The organism is Cellulomonas pakistanensis, from assembly GCF_016862755.1.
In the GTDB taxonomy this organism is placed as follows: Bacteria; Actinomycetota; Actinomycetes; order Actinomycetales; family Cellulomonadaceae; genus Cellulomonas; species Cellulomonas pakistanensis.
In genome coordinates, this window is record NZ_BONO01000006.1 from 64,745 (window position 1) to 79,803 (window position 15,059).

General features: G+C 75.3%; 15 protein-coding genes and 2 tRNA genes. 7 read left to right on the forward strand and 10 right to left on the reverse strand.

The genetic code is table 11. The features are described from left to right. The first annotated feature begins 127 nt into the window (after positions 1-127). Together Cpa01nite_RS05630 and Cpa01nite_RS05635 are read left to right on the forward strand one after the other, a co-directional pair. Complete coding sequence (locus Cpa01nite_RS05630; RefSeq protein ID WP_203667766.1) at positions 128-499, forward strand: STAS domain-containing protein; 372 nt, start codon at positions 128-130, stop codon at positions 497-499. Between the two features lie 139 nt (positions 500-638). Continuing rightward, a complete protein-coding gene (locus Cpa01nite_RS05635; protein ID WP_203667767.1) occupies positions 639-2,243 on the forward strand; it encodes a methyl-accepting chemotaxis protein in 1,605 nt (534 codons plus the stop codon). A 97-nt stretch (positions 2,244-2,340) separates the two neighbouring features. Here Cpa01nite_RS05635 and Cpa01nite_RS05640 read toward each other — a convergent pair whose 3' ends face one another. Next, on the reverse strand, positions 2,341-2,553 hold the full coding sequence (locus tag Cpa01nite_RS05640; RefSeq protein ID WP_203667768.1) for a hypothetical protein: 213 nt from the start codon (positions 2,551-2,553) through the stop codon (positions 2,341-2,343). A gap of 227 nt (positions 2,554-2,780) precedes the next feature. On the opposite strand from Cpa01nite_RS05640, the gene Cpa01nite_RS05645 reads away from it, so the two are divergent. Beyond that, positions 2,781-4,295 (forward strand): dihydrolipoyl dehydrogenase family protein, encoded by a 1,515-nt coding sequence (locus tag Cpa01nite_RS05645; RefSeq protein ID WP_203667769.1) that lies wholly within the window; start codon positions 2,781-2,783, stop codon positions 4,293-4,295. Positions 4,296-4,394: 99 nt separating this feature from the next. Here the strand turns inward: Cpa01nite_RS05645 and Cpa01nite_RS05650 are convergent, their stop codons facing one another. The 3 genes from Cpa01nite_RS05650 to Cpa01nite_RS05660 all read right to left on the reverse strand — a co-directional run bounded on the left by Cpa01nite_RS05650 (position 4,395) and on the right by Cpa01nite_RS05660 (position 7,073). Beyond that, positions 4,395-5,399, reverse strand: coding sequence for a glycine betaine ABC transporter substrate-binding protein (locus tag Cpa01nite_RS05650; protein WP_203667770.1), 1,005 nt, complete (start codon positions 5,397-5,399; stop codon positions 4,395-4,397). Between the two features lie 197 nt (positions 5,400-5,596). Beyond that, positions 5,597-6,352, reverse strand: coding sequence for an ABC transporter permease (locus Cpa01nite_RS05655; RefSeq protein ID WP_203667771.1), 756 nt, complete (start codon positions 6,350-6,352; stop codon positions 5,597-5,599). Position 6,353: 1 nt separating this feature from the next. Then, the gene (locus Cpa01nite_RS05660) at positions 6,354-7,073 is read right to left on the reverse strand and encodes an ABC transporter permease (protein WP_373307334.1); all 720 of its coding nucleotides are present in this window, start codon (positions 7,071-7,073) and stop codon (positions 6,354-6,356) included. An 86-nt stretch (positions 7,074-7,159) separates the two neighbouring features. Between Cpa01nite_RS05660 and Cpa01nite_RS05665 the strand changes: the two genes are divergently transcribed. Then, a complete protein-coding gene (locus Cpa01nite_RS05665) occupies positions 7,160-8,209 on the forward strand; it encodes an ABC transporter ATP-binding protein (protein WP_203667772.1) in 1,050 nt (349 codons plus the stop codon). Positions 8,210-8,219: 10 nt separating this feature from the next. Further along, positions 8,220-9,137: an ATP-grasp domain-containing protein gene (locus Cpa01nite_RS05670; protein WP_308439351.1), complete on the forward strand. Its 918-nt coding sequence runs from the start codon at positions 8,220-8,222 to the stop codon at positions 9,135-9,137. A 211-nt stretch (positions 9,138-9,348) separates the two neighbouring features. Here the strand turns inward: Cpa01nite_RS05670 and Cpa01nite_RS05675 are convergent. From Cpa01nite_RS05675 to Cpa01nite_RS05685, 3 genes are all read right to left on the reverse strand, one after another. Beyond that, a tRNA-His gene (locus Cpa01nite_RS05675) sits at positions 9,349-9,424 on the reverse strand. Between the two features lie 54 nt (positions 9,425-9,478). Next, on the reverse strand, positions 9,479-10,081 hold the full coding sequence (gene orn / locus Cpa01nite_RS05680; protein WP_239068565.1) for an oligoribonuclease: 603 nt from the start codon (positions 10,079-10,081) through the stop codon (positions 9,479-9,481). Positions 10,082-10,229: 148 nt separating this feature from the next. Next, positions 10,230-10,433, reverse strand: coding sequence for a hypothetical protein (locus tag Cpa01nite_RS05685; protein WP_203667773.1), 204 nt, complete (start codon positions 10,431-10,433; stop codon positions 10,230-10,232). 232 nt (positions 10,434-10,665) lie between these two features. Here Cpa01nite_RS05685 and Cpa01nite_RS05690 point away from each other — a divergent pair, with 232 nt between their 5' ends. Next, positions 10,666-11,163, forward strand: a complete 498-nt coding sequence (locus Cpa01nite_RS05690; RefSeq protein WP_203667774.1) for a MarR family winged helix-turn-helix transcriptional regulator — start codon at positions 10,666-10,668, stop codon at positions 11,161-11,163. 4 nt (positions 11,164-11,167) lie between these two features. Here Cpa01nite_RS05690 and Cpa01nite_RS05695 read toward each other — a convergent pair whose 3' ends face one another. Both Cpa01nite_RS05695 and Cpa01nite_RS05700 read right to left on the reverse strand, forming a co-directional pair. Beyond that, complete coding sequence (locus Cpa01nite_RS05695) at positions 11,168-11,632, reverse strand: PGPGW domain-containing protein (protein WP_203667775.1); 465 nt, start codon at positions 11,630-11,632, stop codon at positions 11,168-11,170. A 56-nt stretch (positions 11,633-11,688) separates the two neighbouring features. Then, positions 11,689-12,357 carry a TetR/AcrR family transcriptional regulator gene (locus tag Cpa01nite_RS05700; RefSeq protein WP_203667776.1) on the reverse strand — a complete coding sequence of 223 codons (669 nt, stop codon included), beginning with the start codon at positions 12,355-12,357 and terminating at the stop codon, positions 11,689-11,691. Between the two features lie 122 nt (positions 12,358-12,479). Between Cpa01nite_RS05700 and Cpa01nite_RS05705 the strand changes: the two genes are divergently transcribed. Further along, entirely contained in the window at positions 12,480-14,816 is a 2,337-nt protein-coding gene (locus tag Cpa01nite_RS05705; RefSeq protein ID WP_203667777.1) for an exo-beta-d-1,3/1,6-glucosidase, read from the forward strand. 50 nt (positions 14,817-14,866) lie between these two features. Here the strand turns inward: Cpa01nite_RS05705 and Cpa01nite_RS05710 are convergent. Next, a tRNA-Arg gene (locus tag Cpa01nite_RS05710) sits at positions 14,867-14,939 on the reverse strand. Positions 14,940-15,059 lie beyond the last annotated feature (120 nt).

Sequence of the window (15,059 nt, forward strand, 5' to 3'; positions counted from 1 at the left end):
GCACCCGCGCCGCCGGGCGCGGGGCCCGCCGGGGAAGGCCGTGCGACCCGCGGCCGCGACCGGGTCCGGCGCGCCGCCGCCCGGCGATCTGCGCCGGTGGCCGCCGCGCTAGCCCCATACTGGAACCGTGCCGAACACCGTCGCCGCCGACCCGACCCTGCCGCTGCCCGAGCGCGGCCACGTCTGGCTCGACGAGTCCGACCCGGCGCTGCTGCTCATGAGCGGCGAGGTCGACGTGGCCGTCGTCGAGGAGCTGCGCGACCGGCTGGGCGTCGAGAGCGCGCGCGGGACCGACCTGGCCGCGGCGCTGCCGCAGGTGCGGGCCGTCGACATGTCCGCGGTGACGTTCGCCGACTCGTCGGCGGTGGGGCTGCTCGCGGGGCTCGTCATGGCGCTGCAGCCGGCGGGGGAGCGGCTCGCGGTCCGGGGCATCGGGCCGGCGGTCGAGACCCTGCTCGAGGTGACCGGGCTGCTGCCGCACCTCGCAGTCGAGGGCTGAGCGAGGCGCACGCCGCCGGCGGGACCGACCAAAGGTCCCACCTTTCACCCGTCCGCGCACTCACCCGGTAGGAAGACCGACCGATCGGTCGGTGGGCCGAGCCGAGGCCCGCCCCCACCGACGGACGGAGACCTTCGCCATGCCTGCACCCGCCCCCACCGGAACCCGCGCGCGGCGGCTCCTGGCCGACACCCCCGTGGGCGCCCGCATCGGCGCCGTGCTCGGCCTGCTCGCCGTGGCGGTCGTCGCGGTGGCCGGCCTCGGCATCGCGCGGCTGAACGGGCTGGAGTCCGCGATCGACCGGCTCGGTCGGGAGGCCATCGAGCCGCAGACCTACCTGGTGAACACGCAGCGCTGGTTCCAGGCGAGCCGCGCCCGGGTGCTCGAGTACGGCATGGTCGCGCCGCAGGACCGGGCGGCGATCGAGGGTGACCGCGCCGGGTTCGACGCCGACGCGCTGGAGAACATCGCGGCCTACGAGCCCTACGTGCTGGACGACGCCGCGTACGCGTCGCTGACGGACGCCTACGGCCGCTACCAGGCCGCGGCCGACGCCATCCAGCCGGTCGCCGACGACGGCGCGGTGGCGTACCACGCGGCCTACGCGGACGAGGTGCGCGGGATCACCACCGAGATCGGCGACGCGATGCAGGCGCTCACCGACTCCGTCTCGGCGCACGCGGCCGACGGCGTCGCGGACGCGTCGGCGGACGCCGGGGCCGCGGCCGTGCAGATGATCGCGATCGGCGCGGCGGGCGTGGCCCTCGCGGCCGCGCTCGGCGTGCTGCTGGTCCGCCGGATCGTGCGGGACCTGGCGGCCGTGCAGCGCACCGTGCGCAGCATGGGCGAGGGCGACCTCACCGTCGCGGTGCCGCTGGACAGCCGCGACGAGCTGGGCCGCATGGCCGGCTCGCTGAACGACGCGCAGGTCTCGCTCCGCTCCCTGATGAGCGGCGTCGTGCACACGGCGCAGACGGTCGCCGCCGCGGCGGAGGAGCTGTCCGCCGCGTCGCACCAGGTGGTGGCGGGGTCGGACGAGACGTCGGCGCAGGCGGGCGTGGTCGCCGCGGCGGCCGAGCAGGTGTCCCGCAACGTGCAGACCGTGGCCGCGGGCGCCGAGCAGATGGGCGCCAGCATCCGCGAGATCGCGCAGAACGCCTCGCAGGCGGCCAAGGTCGCGGGGCAGGCCACGGACGCGGCGGCGGCGACGAACGACCAGGTCGCGCGGCTGGGCACCAGCAGCCAGGAGATCGGGAACGTCGTCAAGGTCATCACCTCGATCGCGGAGCAGACGAACCTGCTCGCGCTGAACGCGACGATCGAGGCCGCCCGGGCCGGCGAGGCGGGCAAGGGCTTCGCGGTCGTGGCGGGCGAGGTCAAGGAGCTCGCGCAGGAGACCGCCAAGGCGACCGAGGACATCGCCCGGCGGGTCGAGGCCATCCAGGCCGACACCACCGGCGCGGTCGGCGCGATCGGGGAGATCTCGCACATCATCGCGTCGATCAACGACTACCAGCTCACCATCGCCTCCGCGGTGGAGGAGCAGACCGCCACCACGACGGAGATGTCCCGCTCGGTGGCCGAGGCCGCGACCGGTTCCGGCGAGATCGCCACCAACATCACCGGCGTGGCGTCGGCCGCGAGCCAGTCGTCCCAGACGCTCAACCAGATGGGCTCGGCCGTCGCGGAGCTCGCCCGCATGTCGGAGGACCTGCGGGGGCAGGTCTCGCGCTTCCGGTACTGACCGGCCGCGGCCCCGGGGCGGGCACGACGCGACCCCCGTCGCACGCGCGCGGCGTGCGGCGGGGGTCGCGTGCTCGGGTGCGGCCGCGCGGGCGCGGTCAGTCCGCCTGCGCGCGCCGCCGGGCCGCGACGCGCGCCCGCACGACGTCGGCGATCTGCTGCGCCTGGCCGCTGACCAGGCGGCGCAGGTCCTCGTACCGGGGGTCCACCTCGGCGTCCGTGGCGTCGCTGTCCCGCGCGGCGATCCACGCGCGCTTCGCGGCGCGGATGTCGGCGTCCGTGATCTCGACGCGCCAGGGATCGGTGTCCATGGATCCAAGGTCCCACCACGGCCGGCCCGGAAGCCGGTTTCCTCCGAGTTTCACCCCCTCTAGAACCGGACAAACGGCTCAATTCACCTGTTAGCCAGCCGATCGAGGACAGCCTTCGACGACCGGTCGAGTGACGAGGGCGGCGGCGTTCGCCCTGCCAGGACGCCCGGCCGGGGCCACGATGGAGGCACCGCGGACCGCGGCACCCGGAGGAACGGAGCGAGCACATGACCGAGCGCACCCTGGAGCAGGACGGGGACGGCGCCCAGCTGGACACCGTGACCTACGACGTGGTGGTGCTGGGCGCCGGCGCGGTGGGGGAGAACGCGGCCGACCGCGCCGGGCGCCTCGGGCTGTCCGTGCTGGTGGTCGAGCACGAGCTGGTCGGCGGCGAGTGCTCCTACTGGGCGTGCATGCCCTCCAAGGCGCTGCTGCGGCCCGGCTCGGTGCTCGCGGCGGCGCGCGCCGTCCCCGGCGCCGCGGAGCTGGTGCAGGGGACCCTCGACCCGGCCGCGGTGCTCGCGCGCCGGGACGAGTTCACCTCGCACTGGGACGACCACGGCCAGGTCGAGTGGCTCGACTCGGCGGGCATCGCGCTGCTGCGCGGCACGGCGCGGTTCACCGGCCCGAAGGAGCTCGTCGTCGAGGCCGAGGACGGCGACACCCGGGTCATCGCCCGGCACGCCGTGATCGTGGCGACCGGGAGCGAGCCGACGGTCCCCGGCATCCCGGGGCTGGCGGAGGCGCGCCCGTGGACCTCCCGCGAGGCGACCGCGGTCAAGGACGTGCCGGCGAGCCTCGTGATCCTGGGCGGCGGCGTCGTCGGCGTCGAGATGGCCGTGGCGTACCGCGACCTCGGCGCCGAGGTCACGCTGCTCGTCCGCGGCGACCGGGTGCTCGACAAGGCGGAGCCGTTCGCGTCCGACGAGGTCGCCGCGGGCCTCCGCGCGCTCGGCGTGGACCTGCGGTTCGGCACCGGCGCGACCCGGGTCGAGCGCGACGAGCGCGGCGTGCACCTGACGGTCTCCGGCCCGCAGGGCGAGGGCGAGGTGCACGCCGAGGAGGTGCTGGTCGCCACGGGCCGGCGCCCGCGCACCGCCGACCTGGGGCTGGAGGCGGTCGGGCTCGAGCCGGGCGCGCCGGTCGCGGTCGACGACGCGCTGCAGGCCACCGCCGTGGCGGACGGCTGGCTGTTCGCCGTCGGCGACGTCACCGGGCGCACCGCCACCACCCACCAGGGCAAGTACGACGCCCGGGTCGTGGGCGACGTCGTGGCCGCGCGGTTCTCGGCCGGCTCGGCGCAGCCGGGCGAGGGGGCCGCCGAGGCGCAGGCCGCCGAGCGCGACGCCGCGGCCTTCACCCGGTACCGGGCGTCCGCGGACCACGTGGCCGTGCCGCAGGTCGTGTTCACCCGGCCCGAGGTGGCCTGGGTGGGTCGCAGCGAGCAGGAGGCGCGGGACGCCGGGCTGCGCGTGCGGGCGGTGCAGTACCCGATCGGGTCGGTCGCCGGCGCGTCGGTGGCCGCCGACGGCTACTCCGGGACGGCGCAGGTCGTGCTCGACGAGGACCGCGGCGTGATCGTCGGGGCCACCTTCACCGGGCCGGACGCGGCGGAGCTGCTGCAGGCGGCGACGATCGCCGTGACCGGCGAGGTGCCGGTCGACCGGCTGTGGCACGCCGTGCCGGCGTACCCGACGGTGAGCGAGGTCTGGCTCCGGCTGCTGGAGACCGCCGGGCTCTGAGCCGCCCGGGCGCGAGGCGCGAGAGGACGACGAGAGGGGCGGGACCGTCGCGGTCCCGCCCCTCTCGTCGTGCGGCGCCCGGGTCGGGCGCCGGGTGGGTCAGCTCGCGAGCGAGCCGTCGCTCGACAGGACCAGGCCGATCGAGGCCTCGCCCTGGCGCACGGCGTCGCCGATCAGGCCGAAGTCGTACGACGCGAACTCGCTGACGGTGATGCCGTAGGTCTCCTCGAGGCCGATCTGGCAGAACGGCCGCTCCGGGCACTCGGCCGGACCGGCGAGCACCACGCCGCCGCCGCACGCGTCGGCGAGCTCCGACAGCGTGGCGACGTCGTACTCCTCGGCGAACTCCGAGGTCACCGCGAACGCGTTCTGGTCCTGCGCGGCCGACACCTCGCCGAACACCAGGTCCGCGCCGGCGCCGAGCTCGGTCAGCGCCGCGACCGTCTCGTCCGGGTCGCCGCTCGCGACCGGCTCCGCGTCCGCGCCGTTGGCGGAGGTGTTGAGGAACTCGGCCAGCGTCGCCGCGTACTCCGGGGTCAGCGTGATCTGGCCGCTCTGCAGCGCCGGCAGGTAGGTCTCGCGGTTGCCGATGGTCTGCACCTCGGCGGTGTAGCCCGCGGAGCGCAGGACGCCGGCGTAGATCTCGGACAGCGTGGCGCTCTCCGAGAAGTTCGCCGCGCCGATCACGACGCTCTTCCCGGCGCCCACGGAGGCGTCCTCCGCCGCGAGGCCCTCGGCCTCGACGAACTGCTGCGCCGCCTCGCTCGACGTCTGCCGGTCGATGTCGACGGCCTTGTTCAGCTGGATCAGCTTGTCGGTGTCGAGCGCCGCGGACACGCTGTCGAGCAGCGGGAGGAGGTTCGGGTCCGCCTCGGCCGCGGCGGCGTTGACCGCCGGGATGACGTTGTCGGCGTTCTGCAGGCCCTGGTCGTCCTCGAGCACCACGAGCTGGTCGCCCGCGACGGGCTCGCAGACCGTGCCGCTCGCGTCGCCGCCCGAGGTGGGGTCGGCGGTGCCTCCGCCGGAGCCCGGGTCGCCGCAGGCCGCGAGCAGGAGCAGCAGGCCGGCAGCGGCGGCGGGGAGGGTGGTGCGACGTGCGTTCATGTGCGGGTCCTCTGGTCTCGGGTGGGCACACGGTGTTCGGAGCGTGCCGCGCGCCGGACGGGTGCGCGGTGCGGTGGGGTGCGGGGTCGGTGGGGTGCGGGGTCGGTGGGGTGCGGGGTCGGGCGTCCGTCGCTCATCCGACCGCGGACGTCCGGGTGCGGCAACCGCCGGGGGCGGTCGTCGCGGTCACGATCTGGTCACGTCCTGCTGGGCTCGGGTGCGGGGCCGGCGGCCGGGTCGTCCGCCGGGTCGGCGGGGGTGCGGGCGGGGCGGCGCCGGAGCCGGCCGGTCCGGGCTCGCATCGGCGCCGGCGTCAGCGCGCGCTGGACGGCGGCGAGGACGGCCTCGATCACGAGGCACAGCCCCGCGACGAGCACCGCGCCGGCGACGACCTGCCCGTACCGCTGGAGCGCCATGCCCTCGACGATGATGGAGCCGAGGCTCGACCCGCCGACCAGCGCGGCGAGCGGGACGGTCGCCAGCACCTGCGTGGTCGCGGTGCGCAGCCCGGCGCCGACGAGCGGCAGCGCGAGCGGCAGCTCGACCTGCGCGAGCGACCGGGCGCCGGACAGGCCGACGCCCCGCGCGGCGTCCCGGACGTCGGCGTCCACCTCCATCAGCCCGGTGAAGGTGTTGCTGAGGATCGGCGGCACCGCGAACACGGCGACCGCGAGCACGGTGGCGGTCGCCCCGAACAGTCCGGTCGAGGCGAAGATCGTCAGCAGGGCGAACGTGGGCAGCGCGCGCGACGTGTTGGCGGCGACCACCGTGACGACGCCGCCGCGGCGCCGGTGGCCCAGCCAGACGCCGAGCGGCAGGGCGACCACCGCGGCGAGCAGCACGGCCAGCGCGCTGATCCGCAGGTGGTCGGCGGTGAGCGCCAGCACGCCGTCGCGGCCGGTCCAGTTGAGCGGGTCGTTGAGCCAGGCGACCGCCTCCTGCAGCACGTCCACGTCAGGCCTCCCGCCCGCGCCGGGCCCAGGGCGTCACCGCGCGGCCGACCAGCCAGAGCAGCAGGTCGAGCATGAGCGCCAGCGCCAGGCAGAGGAGCGTCGCCGTGAGGATCTCCGCGTGGTACTGGTTGTTGCGGAAGCCGCGGAACATGAGCTGGCCCAGACCGCCGTAGCCGACGACGACGCCCACGGTCACGAGCGCCACGGTGGTCACCGTGGCGAGCCGCACCCCGGCGACGATCGCGGGCACGGCGTTCGGCAGCTCGACCGTCAGCAGCAGCCGGAACCGGCCGTAGCCCAGCCCGCGCGCCGCGTCCCGGACGCTCTCGTCCACGCCGCCCAGGCCGACCAGCACGTTGCGCACCAGCACGAGGAGCGCGTACACCACCAGGCCGATCAGCACGGGCGTGCGGCCGATGCCGGTCCACGGCACGAGCACGGTGAACAGCGCGAGCGACGGGATCGTGTAGAGCACGCTGCTGGCGCCGACGATGGGGGCCGCGAGCCGCGGGCGCAGGTGCGCGAGCATCCCCAGCGGCACGGCGATCGCGCAGGCGATGAGCACGGCCTGGACGGTGAGGCTCGCGTGCTGCTCGAGCGCGCGGGAGATGTCGCCCCAGTTGCGCCGGACGTAGTCCCAGGACAGCCAGGGGTTCGCCGCGGGGTCGCCGGCGGCCGCCACGACGCGCGCGGCGGCCGTCCCCGCGTTCTCGAGGCTGATCACCGGCACGACGCTACCGGTGCCGTCCGACACGCGCCCGCGGCGACCGGTGCGCGCGTGTCGGCGGCCGCGGGTACGGTCGTCGGATGGCCACCGCGATCGCGTTCGACCACGTGCGCAAGGCGTACGCCGACGGGACCGTCGCGGTCGGCGACCTGTCCCTCGAGGTCCGGGAGCACGAGCTGCTCGCCCTCGTCGGGCCCTCCGGCTGCGGCAAGTCGACGACCCTGCGGATGGCGAACCGCCTCGTCGAGCCCACGTCCGGCCGGATCCTCCTGGACGGCGAGGACGTGACCGACGTCGACGCGGTCGCCCTGCGCCGGCGGATCGGCTACGTCATCCAGAACGTCGGGCTGTTCCCGCACCGCACCGTCGAGCAGAACGTCGGCACGGTCCCGAGGCTGCTCGGCTGGGACCGGAACCGGACGCGCGCCCGCACCCGCGAGCTGCTCGAGCTGGTCGGCCTCGCGCCCGACCGGTACGCGCGCCGCTACCCGCACGAGCTGTCCGGCGGCGAGCGGCAGCGCGTCGGCGTCGCCCGCGCGCTGGCCACCGACCCGCCCGTGCTCCTGATGGACGAGCCGTTCGGCGCCGTCGACCCCGTGGGCCGCCGCCGGCTGCAGACCGAGTTCCGCCGGATCAAGGACGAGCTCGGCACCACCGTGATGCTCGTCACCCACGACGTCGACGAGGCGGTCCGGCTCGCGGACCGCGTCGCCGTGCTCAGCCGCGGCGGCCACCTCGAGCAGCTGTCCGACCCCGTGCGGCTGCTCGCGGCGCCCGCGAGCCCCGCGGTCGCCGACCTCGTGGGCACCGGCGCGGCCGTGCGCCTCCTGGCCCTCGGCCGGGTCGAGCCGCGGGACCTGCAGCCCGCCGGGGGAGCCGGGCCCGTGTCCGCGAACGGGCGCGCGCGGTCCGCCGTGCTCCGGGTGGGCGACCCGCTGGACGCCGCGTTCGCCGCCCTGGCCGCCGAGCCGACCGGCCGGGTGCCCGTGCACGAGGGCGACCGGGTCGTCGGCGAGCTCGACGCGCCGGGCGTGCTGGCGGCGCTGCACCGGCTCGTCGACGGCGCGCAGGACGCCGTGCCCAGCCGGGCGGCGGGGCAGCCCGAGCCGTCCGCCGGGGCGCGTGGGTAGTCTGCCCAGGGTGACCACTCGCATCGCCCTCGCCACCTGCGCCGCCCTCCCGGACCTCGACCCCGACGACGCGCCGCTCGTGACGGCGCTGCGGGACCGGGGCCTCGAGGTCGAGTCGCCCGTCTGGAACGCCGGGGACGTCGACTGGTCGTCGTACGACGCCGTCGTCGTGCGGTCGACCTGGGACTACACCGAGCACCCGCGCGACTTCCGCTGGTGGACCCAGCGGGTGGCCCAGGCGTCGACGCTGATCAACCCGGCCCAGGTGCTCACCTGGAACGTCGACAAGATCTACCAGCGCGCCCTCGAGGCGGCCGGCCTGCCGATCGTGCCGACGATCTGGATGGACCCCGCCCGCAAGTTCAACGCCCGCGCCATCCACACCCGGTTCCCGGCGTTCGGCGACTTCGTCATCAAGCCGACGATCAGCGCCGGCTCCCGCGACACCGGCCGGTACGCCGCCGACGAGACCCCGTCCCGCGCCCTGGCCATCCAGCACGTGAAGCACCTGCTCGACGCCGGCCGGCACGTCATGGTGCAGCGGTACCTCAAGCAGGTCGACACCGTCGGCGAGACCGCGCTGGTCTACTTCGACGGTCAGCTCTCCCACGCCGTGCGCAAGGCCCCGCTGCTCGAGGGCCCGTACCGCGCCGGCGACACCGACGGCGTCCTCTACAAGGAGGAGGTCATGACCCCGCGCGAGGCGTCCGAGGCCGAGCTCGCCCTCGGGCAGCGGGTCGTCGACGCGCTGCCGCAGCTCGTCCCGGGCGTCGAGCAGCCGCTCGCGTACACCCGCGTCGACCTCATCCCGGACGACCAGGGGAACCCGGTGGTCCTGGAGCTCGAGCTGATCGAGCCGAGCTTCTTCTTCGAGCAGGCGCCGGAGGCGGTCGACCGCTTCGCGGACGCGATCACGCGCCGCCTCTGACGCGCGCGGGGCCGGCGGCCGCGCCGGCCCGCGAGGTCGTCATGTCGCGACGAGGTCGTCAGTCGCGACGAGGTCGTCATATCGCGACGAGGTCGTCATTCGCTTCTGACGACCTCGTCGGCATGTGACGACCTCGTCGACCGCGGGCACGGCGGCGCCGCAGCACGAACGGCGAAGGGCGCCGCCCCCGGGGGAGCGGCGCCCTTCGCGCTGGGGTGGCTAACGGGACTTGAACCCGCGACCTCCTGGACCACAACCAGGCGCTCTACCACCTGAGCTATAGCCACCACGACCCCGGAGCTCCGGGGCCGTCGACAAGCATACCGGGTCCCGAGGGGTCCTCAGGACGTGGCGTTCGCCTCACGGTGCGCGGCGGCCACGGAGGTCGCCTGGACCTGCGTCGCGATCGCCTTCGCGGCCTTGGAGTCCGGGCCCGGCTGCGGGACCAGGAGCGCCGCGCGGTAGTACCGGAGCTCGTCGATGCTCTCCAGGATGTCCGCGAGGGCGCGGTGCCCGCCGTTCTTCTTCGGGGAGGCGAAGTACACCCGCGGGTACCAGCGGCGGGCCAGCTCCTTGATCGAGGACACGTCGACGATCCGGTAGTGCAGGTGATTCACCAGCTCGGGCATGTCGCGGTCGAGGAACACCTTGTCGGTGCCGACCGAGTTGCCGGCGAGCGGCGCCTTGCCCGGCTCGGGCACGTGCTCGCGGATGTACGCGAGCACCTGCGCCTGGGCGTCCTCGAGCGTGGTGCCGGTCGCCAGCGCGTCCAGCAGGCCCGAGGTGCTGTGCATCTCGCGGACGAAGTCGCCCATCTGCGTGAGCGCCTCGGCGGGCGGGGCGATGACGACGTCGACGCCCTCGCCGAGCACGTTGAGCTCGGAGTCGGTGACCACGGCGGCGACCTCGACGAGCGCGTCCTGGACGCTGTCCAGGCCGGTCATCTCGCAGTCGATCCACACGATCCGGTCGGCGCTGCCGTTGCCGTTGTTCAGGGTGCTCACCCGCCCAGGGTACGGGTGAGCCCGCCGGACCGGGGTCCGGCGGGCTCACGTGCGTGGTGCGGCGGGCGGCGACGGTCCGCCGCCCGGGTCACCGGATCGCGGCGACCGTGGTGGTCGCCGGCAGCAGTGCCCGGAGGCGGTGCCGCACGACGCGTTCCGGCGGGCGACCGCGCGTCTCGGCGGTCGGTCTGACCTCGGCGCGCCGGGCGGCGTGCCGGGACAGGAGGCGGGCGGTCTCGATCCGCTCGCGGTGGTCGGCCTGGATCAGGTCGAACGTCAGGGTGGGGTGCATGGTGGGTAAGTCCTTCAGAGACGTTCCGGGAGGGGCCTGGCCGGGCCCCGGGACTCACCGCGCGGTACGCAGAACGCTCCCACCGCGCCCGCGCCGGGGTCACGCTTTTTTCGCGCGAGGTCGAGGGTGTCCGCCGGTACGCGGGCCGGAAACGCTCGACCTCGCCGCGAACCCTCGACCTCGGCGCGGTGCCTAGAGGGTTGAAGCGTCAACCTTTGGCTAGGATGCCGCCATGACCGACGACCCCCGCTGGCTGTCCGCGCGCGAGCTGCAGGCCTGGATGCGCCTCGAGGCGGTCGCCGAGCTGCTCCCGGCGGCCCTCGACCACCAGCTGCAGCGCGACGCCGACCTGTCGCACTACGACTACCTGGTGCTCGCCAAGCTGTCCGAGGCGCCGGACCGCACGCTGCGGATGAGCGGGCTCGCCGCCAGCACGAACGCGACGCTCCCGCGGCTGTCGCACGTCGCGGCGCGGCTCGAGGCGCGCGGCTACCTCACCCGCACGCGCGCGGAGGACGACCGGCGCGCGACGCTGGCGACGCTGACCGAGGAGGGCTGGCGCAAGGTGGTCGCGACGGCGCCGACGCACGTCGCGGAGGTCCGACGGCTGGTGGTCGACCGGCTGAGCCCCGAGCAGGTCGTGCAGCTCGACGCGATCGCGCTCGCGGTGCTCGGCGCCCTCGACCCGGAGAACCGGCTCGAGGCGCAGAACCCGGTCGCCGGGGCCTGAGCGGTCAGGCGGCGGGGGAGCCCCCGCGCGCAGCGGCCGCACGACGCTCCGCGGCCGCGCGACGCTCGGCCGCGCGGCGGGCGCGGCGCTCGCGGAACGCGTGCCAGGACCGCAGCACCAGCGCCTTGAGCCGGTGGTTGAACCGCTGGATCACGGCGAACTCGGTCCCGAGGATGCCGAGCCCGAGGAAGATCGCGAGCCAGCCCGGCCCGGGCAGCACGAGCATCGCGACGCCCGCGAGCACGACGGTCAGGCCGACGGTGGTCACGACGATCTTGTAGGTCAGCCGCAGCCACGGCCGGCTCTCCGTCCGCGCGCGCAGCCGGGCGAGCGCGCGGTGCGCGCCGGTGTCGGTCCGCTCGCCGGCGGCGATCTCGTCGGCGAGGCCGCCCGACGGCGCGGGCGCGGGGCCTCCGGACGGCGCGGGGCCCGGGACGGGGCCGGCGCCGGCGGGGGTCGGTGACGTCATGTGTGCAACGACGACCGGGGCGCCCGGTTTGTTCCCGGCCGCGCGGGTGGAGTCGGTCAGGGGCGCTCCGCGTCGCCGGCTGCGTCGCTCTCCTCGCGCAGCGGCGACGGCCGCGAATCCAGCACTGCCGTCAGCACCGCCTCGATCGCGAACGCGCTCGTCTCCGCCAGCTCGACCTCGTCGGGTGCGAGCAGCCACTGCACCTGCAGCCCGTCCATCGCCGCGAGCACGGCCGCTGCCGCCCGGTCCACGGTGGCCGGCGCGTCCACGCCACGCTCCGCGCAGACGACCTCCAGCGCCGCCCGCACCTGGCCGCGCAGCGTCCGGTACCGCTCGGTGAAGAACGGCCGCGCCGGGTGGTCGTCGGTGACGGACTCGGCGGACAGCACGGCGAACGCCTGCACGATCCCGGGCCGCCGCTCGTTGGCCAACGCGGTGCGCACCAGGTGCCGGAGCAGCTCGATCCCGTCCGGGACGCGCCGGTCGGGCAGGTGCTCGACGTCCGTCTCGTCGCGGTGCCGGAGCACCTCCAGCAGCAGCCGGTCCTTCGACCCGAAGTGGTGCAGGACGCCGGCGTGGGTCATGCCGACCTGCTCGGCGATCTCCGTGAGCGGGCCCTTGCCGTAGCCCCTGGCCGCGAAGGTGGCGGTCGCCGCGCGCAGGATCTCGGCCCGCCGCGCCAGCGTCTCCGGCCGCGCGCGCGGCGTCCGCCTGTCGTCCGTCATCGCCCGTTCCCTCCCGTGGCGTGGCGCTCGCCGCCGCCGGCCGTCGTCCTCGCCCGGCCGTGGGGCCGGGAACTTACTGACAGCGTAGTAACCTCCGAGGGCCGACTCGCGGAAGGACGACGATGACCGACACCCGAACCGCCTACCAGGACGCGACCCTCCCCGTCGCCGACCGCGTGCAGGACCTGCTCGCCCGGATGACCGTCGAGGAGAAGGTCGGGCAGATGCTCCAGCTCGACGCCCGGGGCGACTACGCCGACGACATCCTGCACAAGCACGTCGGGTCGATCCTGCACGCCTCGCCCGAGCGGCTGGCGCACGCCCACGACCTGACGGCCGAGACCCGGCTGCGCATCCCGCTGCTGGTCGGCGAGGACTGCATCCACGGGCACTCGTTCTTCGTCGGGTCGACCATCTTCCCGACTCAGCTCGGCATGGCGGCGTCCTGGGACGTCGACCTCGTGGAGCAGGTCGCCCGGGTCACCGCCCGCGAGGTCGCGACGACCGGCGTGCACTGGACGTTCAGCCCGGTGCTCTGCATCGCCCGCGACCTGCGCTGGGGCCGGGTGGACGAGACGTTCGGCGAGGACCCGTTCCTCATCGGTGAGCTCGCGTCCGCGATGGTCCGCGGCTACCAGGGCGCCGGCCTCGACGACCCGACGGCGATCCTCGCCACCGCCAAGCACTTCGCCGGCTACTCCGAGACCCAGGGCGGCCGGGACGCGTCCGAGGCGGACATCTCCCGGCGCAAGCTCCGGTCGTGGTTCCTGCCGCCGTTCGAGCGGGTGGCGCGCGAGGGCTGCGCCACCTTCATGCTCGGCTACCAGACGATGGACGGCGTCCCGATCACCGTCAACGACTGGCTGCTGAACGACGTGCTGCGCGGCGAGTGGGGCTACACCGGCACCCTCATCACCGACTGGGACAACGTCGGCCGCATGGTGTGGGAGCAGAAGGTGCAGCCCGACCACGCGCACGCCGCCGCGGCCGCCGTGCAGGCCGGCAACGACATGGTGATGACGACGCCGCAGTTCTTCGCCGGCGCGCTCGAGGCGATCGAGTCCGGGCTGCTCGCGGAGGCCGAGCTCGACGCCGCCGTCAGCCGCATCCTCACGCTGAAGTTCCGGCTCGGGCTGTTCGAGGACCCGCGCCGGCCCGACCCGGAGGCGCAGGCGACCGTCGTGGGCGCGGCCGCGCACGCGGACCTCAACCTGGACGTGGCGCGGCGCTCGCTCGTGCTGCTGCGGAACTCCGGTGTGCTGCCGCTGGCGGGCGGCTTCGACGGCGTGCACGGCGCGGCGGCGCGGGCGGTCGACGGCGGCGGGGTCCCGGCGGCCGGGGCGCTGCGGGCCTCGGGCGGGGACGAGACCCCGCGCCGGGTCGCGGTCGTGGGCCCGCTGGCCGACGACCACGAGGCGCACCTCGGCGACTGGGCGGGCAACTCCGGCCAGGCCGACTGGCTGCCCGAGGGGCACCCGCGGGACATGATCGTGACGATCCTCGACGGCCTGCGGGCGTCCGCGCCGGTCGGCTGGGCCGTGTCGCACAGCCGGGGCGCGGACATCCTCGACCTGGTGCCGGACCCTGCGGGCGAGACCTACCCCGACGGGCAGCCGCGGCCGAAGATCGGCGTGCCGGTCGCGCCGGACGAGGCGCTGATCGCGGAGGCCGTGGCCGCGGCCGAGGACGCCGACTACGTCGTGGCCGTCGTGGGCGACCAGATCCAGCTGGTCGGCGAGGGCCGGTCCACCGCGACGCTCGAGCTCGTCGGCGGCCAGAACGCGCTGCTCGACGCGCTCGCGGCCACCGGCAAGCCCCTGGTCGTGGTGCTGCTGGCGTCCAAGCCGCTGGTGCTGCCGCCGTCCGCGGCGTCGGCCGACGCGCTGCTCTGGGTGGCGAACCCGGGCATGCAGGGCGGCCAGGCGATCGCCGAGGTGCTGCTCGGGCTCACCGAGCCGTCGGGGCGGCTGCCGATCTCGTTCGCGCGGCACGCCGGCCAGCAGCCGACGTACTACAACCAGATCCGCGGCCAGCACGGCGACCGGTACGCCGACCTCACGCAGGAGCCGGCGTTCGTGTTCGGCGAGGGGCTGTCGTACACGATGGTCGAGTACGCGGACCTGCGGCTGGACCGGGAGACGGCCGCGGTGGGGGACACCGTGCGGGCGACCGTGACGCTCAGCAACACCGGGTCGCGGCCGGCGCGGGAGACCGTGCAGCTCTACGTGTCCGACGCGGTGACGTCGGTGTCCTGGGCGGAGAAGGAGCTCAAGGCGTACGCGCAGGTGGACGTCGCGCCGGGGTCGTCCGTGGAGGTGACCGTGGACCTGGCGGTGGCGGACTGCACGATCGTCGACGCCGCGGGCCGGCGGGTCGTGGAGCCGGGGCGGTTCGAGGTGCTCGTGGGGCGCTCGTCGCGGGACGCGGACCTGCTGCGGGCGGCGTTCGAGGTGCTCTGACGGGGCGCGCCGCCCGGGACGGGCCCGCCGCGTCCGAGGTCGCGCTCGGGTGCCCCCAGCAGGACTCGAACCTGCAACCGACGGATTAGAAGGCCGTTGCTCTATCCATTGAGCTATGGAGGCGTCGCCGGGCGCCACCAGCGGGCCGCGCGTCCGGCGGACCCCAGGGTACGCGCCCGCCGCCGCACCGCCGCGACCACCTCGTCGCAGGTCAGTCGGGGGTCGCACGGCGCGGACGTTTGG

What these genes read in the sequence shown, in the direction of transcription:
- Cpa01nite_RS05640 (WP_203667768.1), bottom strand. Translation starts at nt 2,553, where the DNA reads ATGGACACCGATCCCTGGCGCGTCGAGATCACGGACGCCGACATCCGC.
- Cpa01nite_RS05705 (WP_203667777.1), top strand. Translation starts at nt 12,480, where the DNA reads ATGACCGACACCCGAACCGCCTACCAGGACGCGACCCTCCCCGTCGCC.
- Cpa01nite_RS05645 (WP_203667769.1), top strand. Translation starts at nt 2,781, where the DNA reads ATGACCGAGCGCACCCTGGAGCAGGACGGGGACGGCGCCCAGCTGGAC.
- Cpa01nite_RS05665 (WP_203667772.1), top strand. Translation starts at nt 7,160, where the DNA reads ATGGCCACCGCGATCGCGTTCGACCACGTGCGCAAGGCGTACGCCGAC.
- Cpa01nite_RS05690 (WP_203667774.1), top strand. Translation starts at nt 10,666, where the DNA reads ATGACCGACGACCCCCGCTGGCTGTCCGCGCGCGAGCTGCAGGCCTGG.
- Cpa01nite_RS05695 (WP_203667775.1), bottom strand. Translation starts at nt 11,632, where the DNA reads ATGACGTCACCGACCCCCGCCGGCGCCGGCCCCGTCCCGGGCCCCGCG.
- Cpa01nite_RS05700 (WP_203667776.1), bottom strand. Translation starts at nt 12,357, where the DNA reads ATGACGGACGACAGGCGGACGCCGCGCGCGCGGCCGGAGACGCTGGCG.
- Cpa01nite_RS05635 (WP_203667767.1), top strand. Translation starts at nt 639, where the DNA reads ATGCCTGCACCCGCCCCCACCGGAACCCGCGCGCGGCGGCTCCTGGCC.
- Cpa01nite_RS05650 (WP_203667770.1), bottom strand. Translation starts at nt 5,399, where the DNA reads ATGAACGCACGTCGCACCACCCTCCCCGCCGCCGCTGCCGGCCTGCTG.
- orn (WP_239068565.1), bottom strand. Translation starts at nt 10,081, where the DNA reads ATGACCGGCCTGGACAGCGTCCAGGACGCGCTCGTCGAGGTCGCCGCC.
- Cpa01nite_RS05685 (WP_203667773.1), bottom strand. Translation starts at nt 10,433, where the DNA reads ATGCACCCCACCCTGACGTTCGACCTGATCCAGGCCGACCACCGCGAG.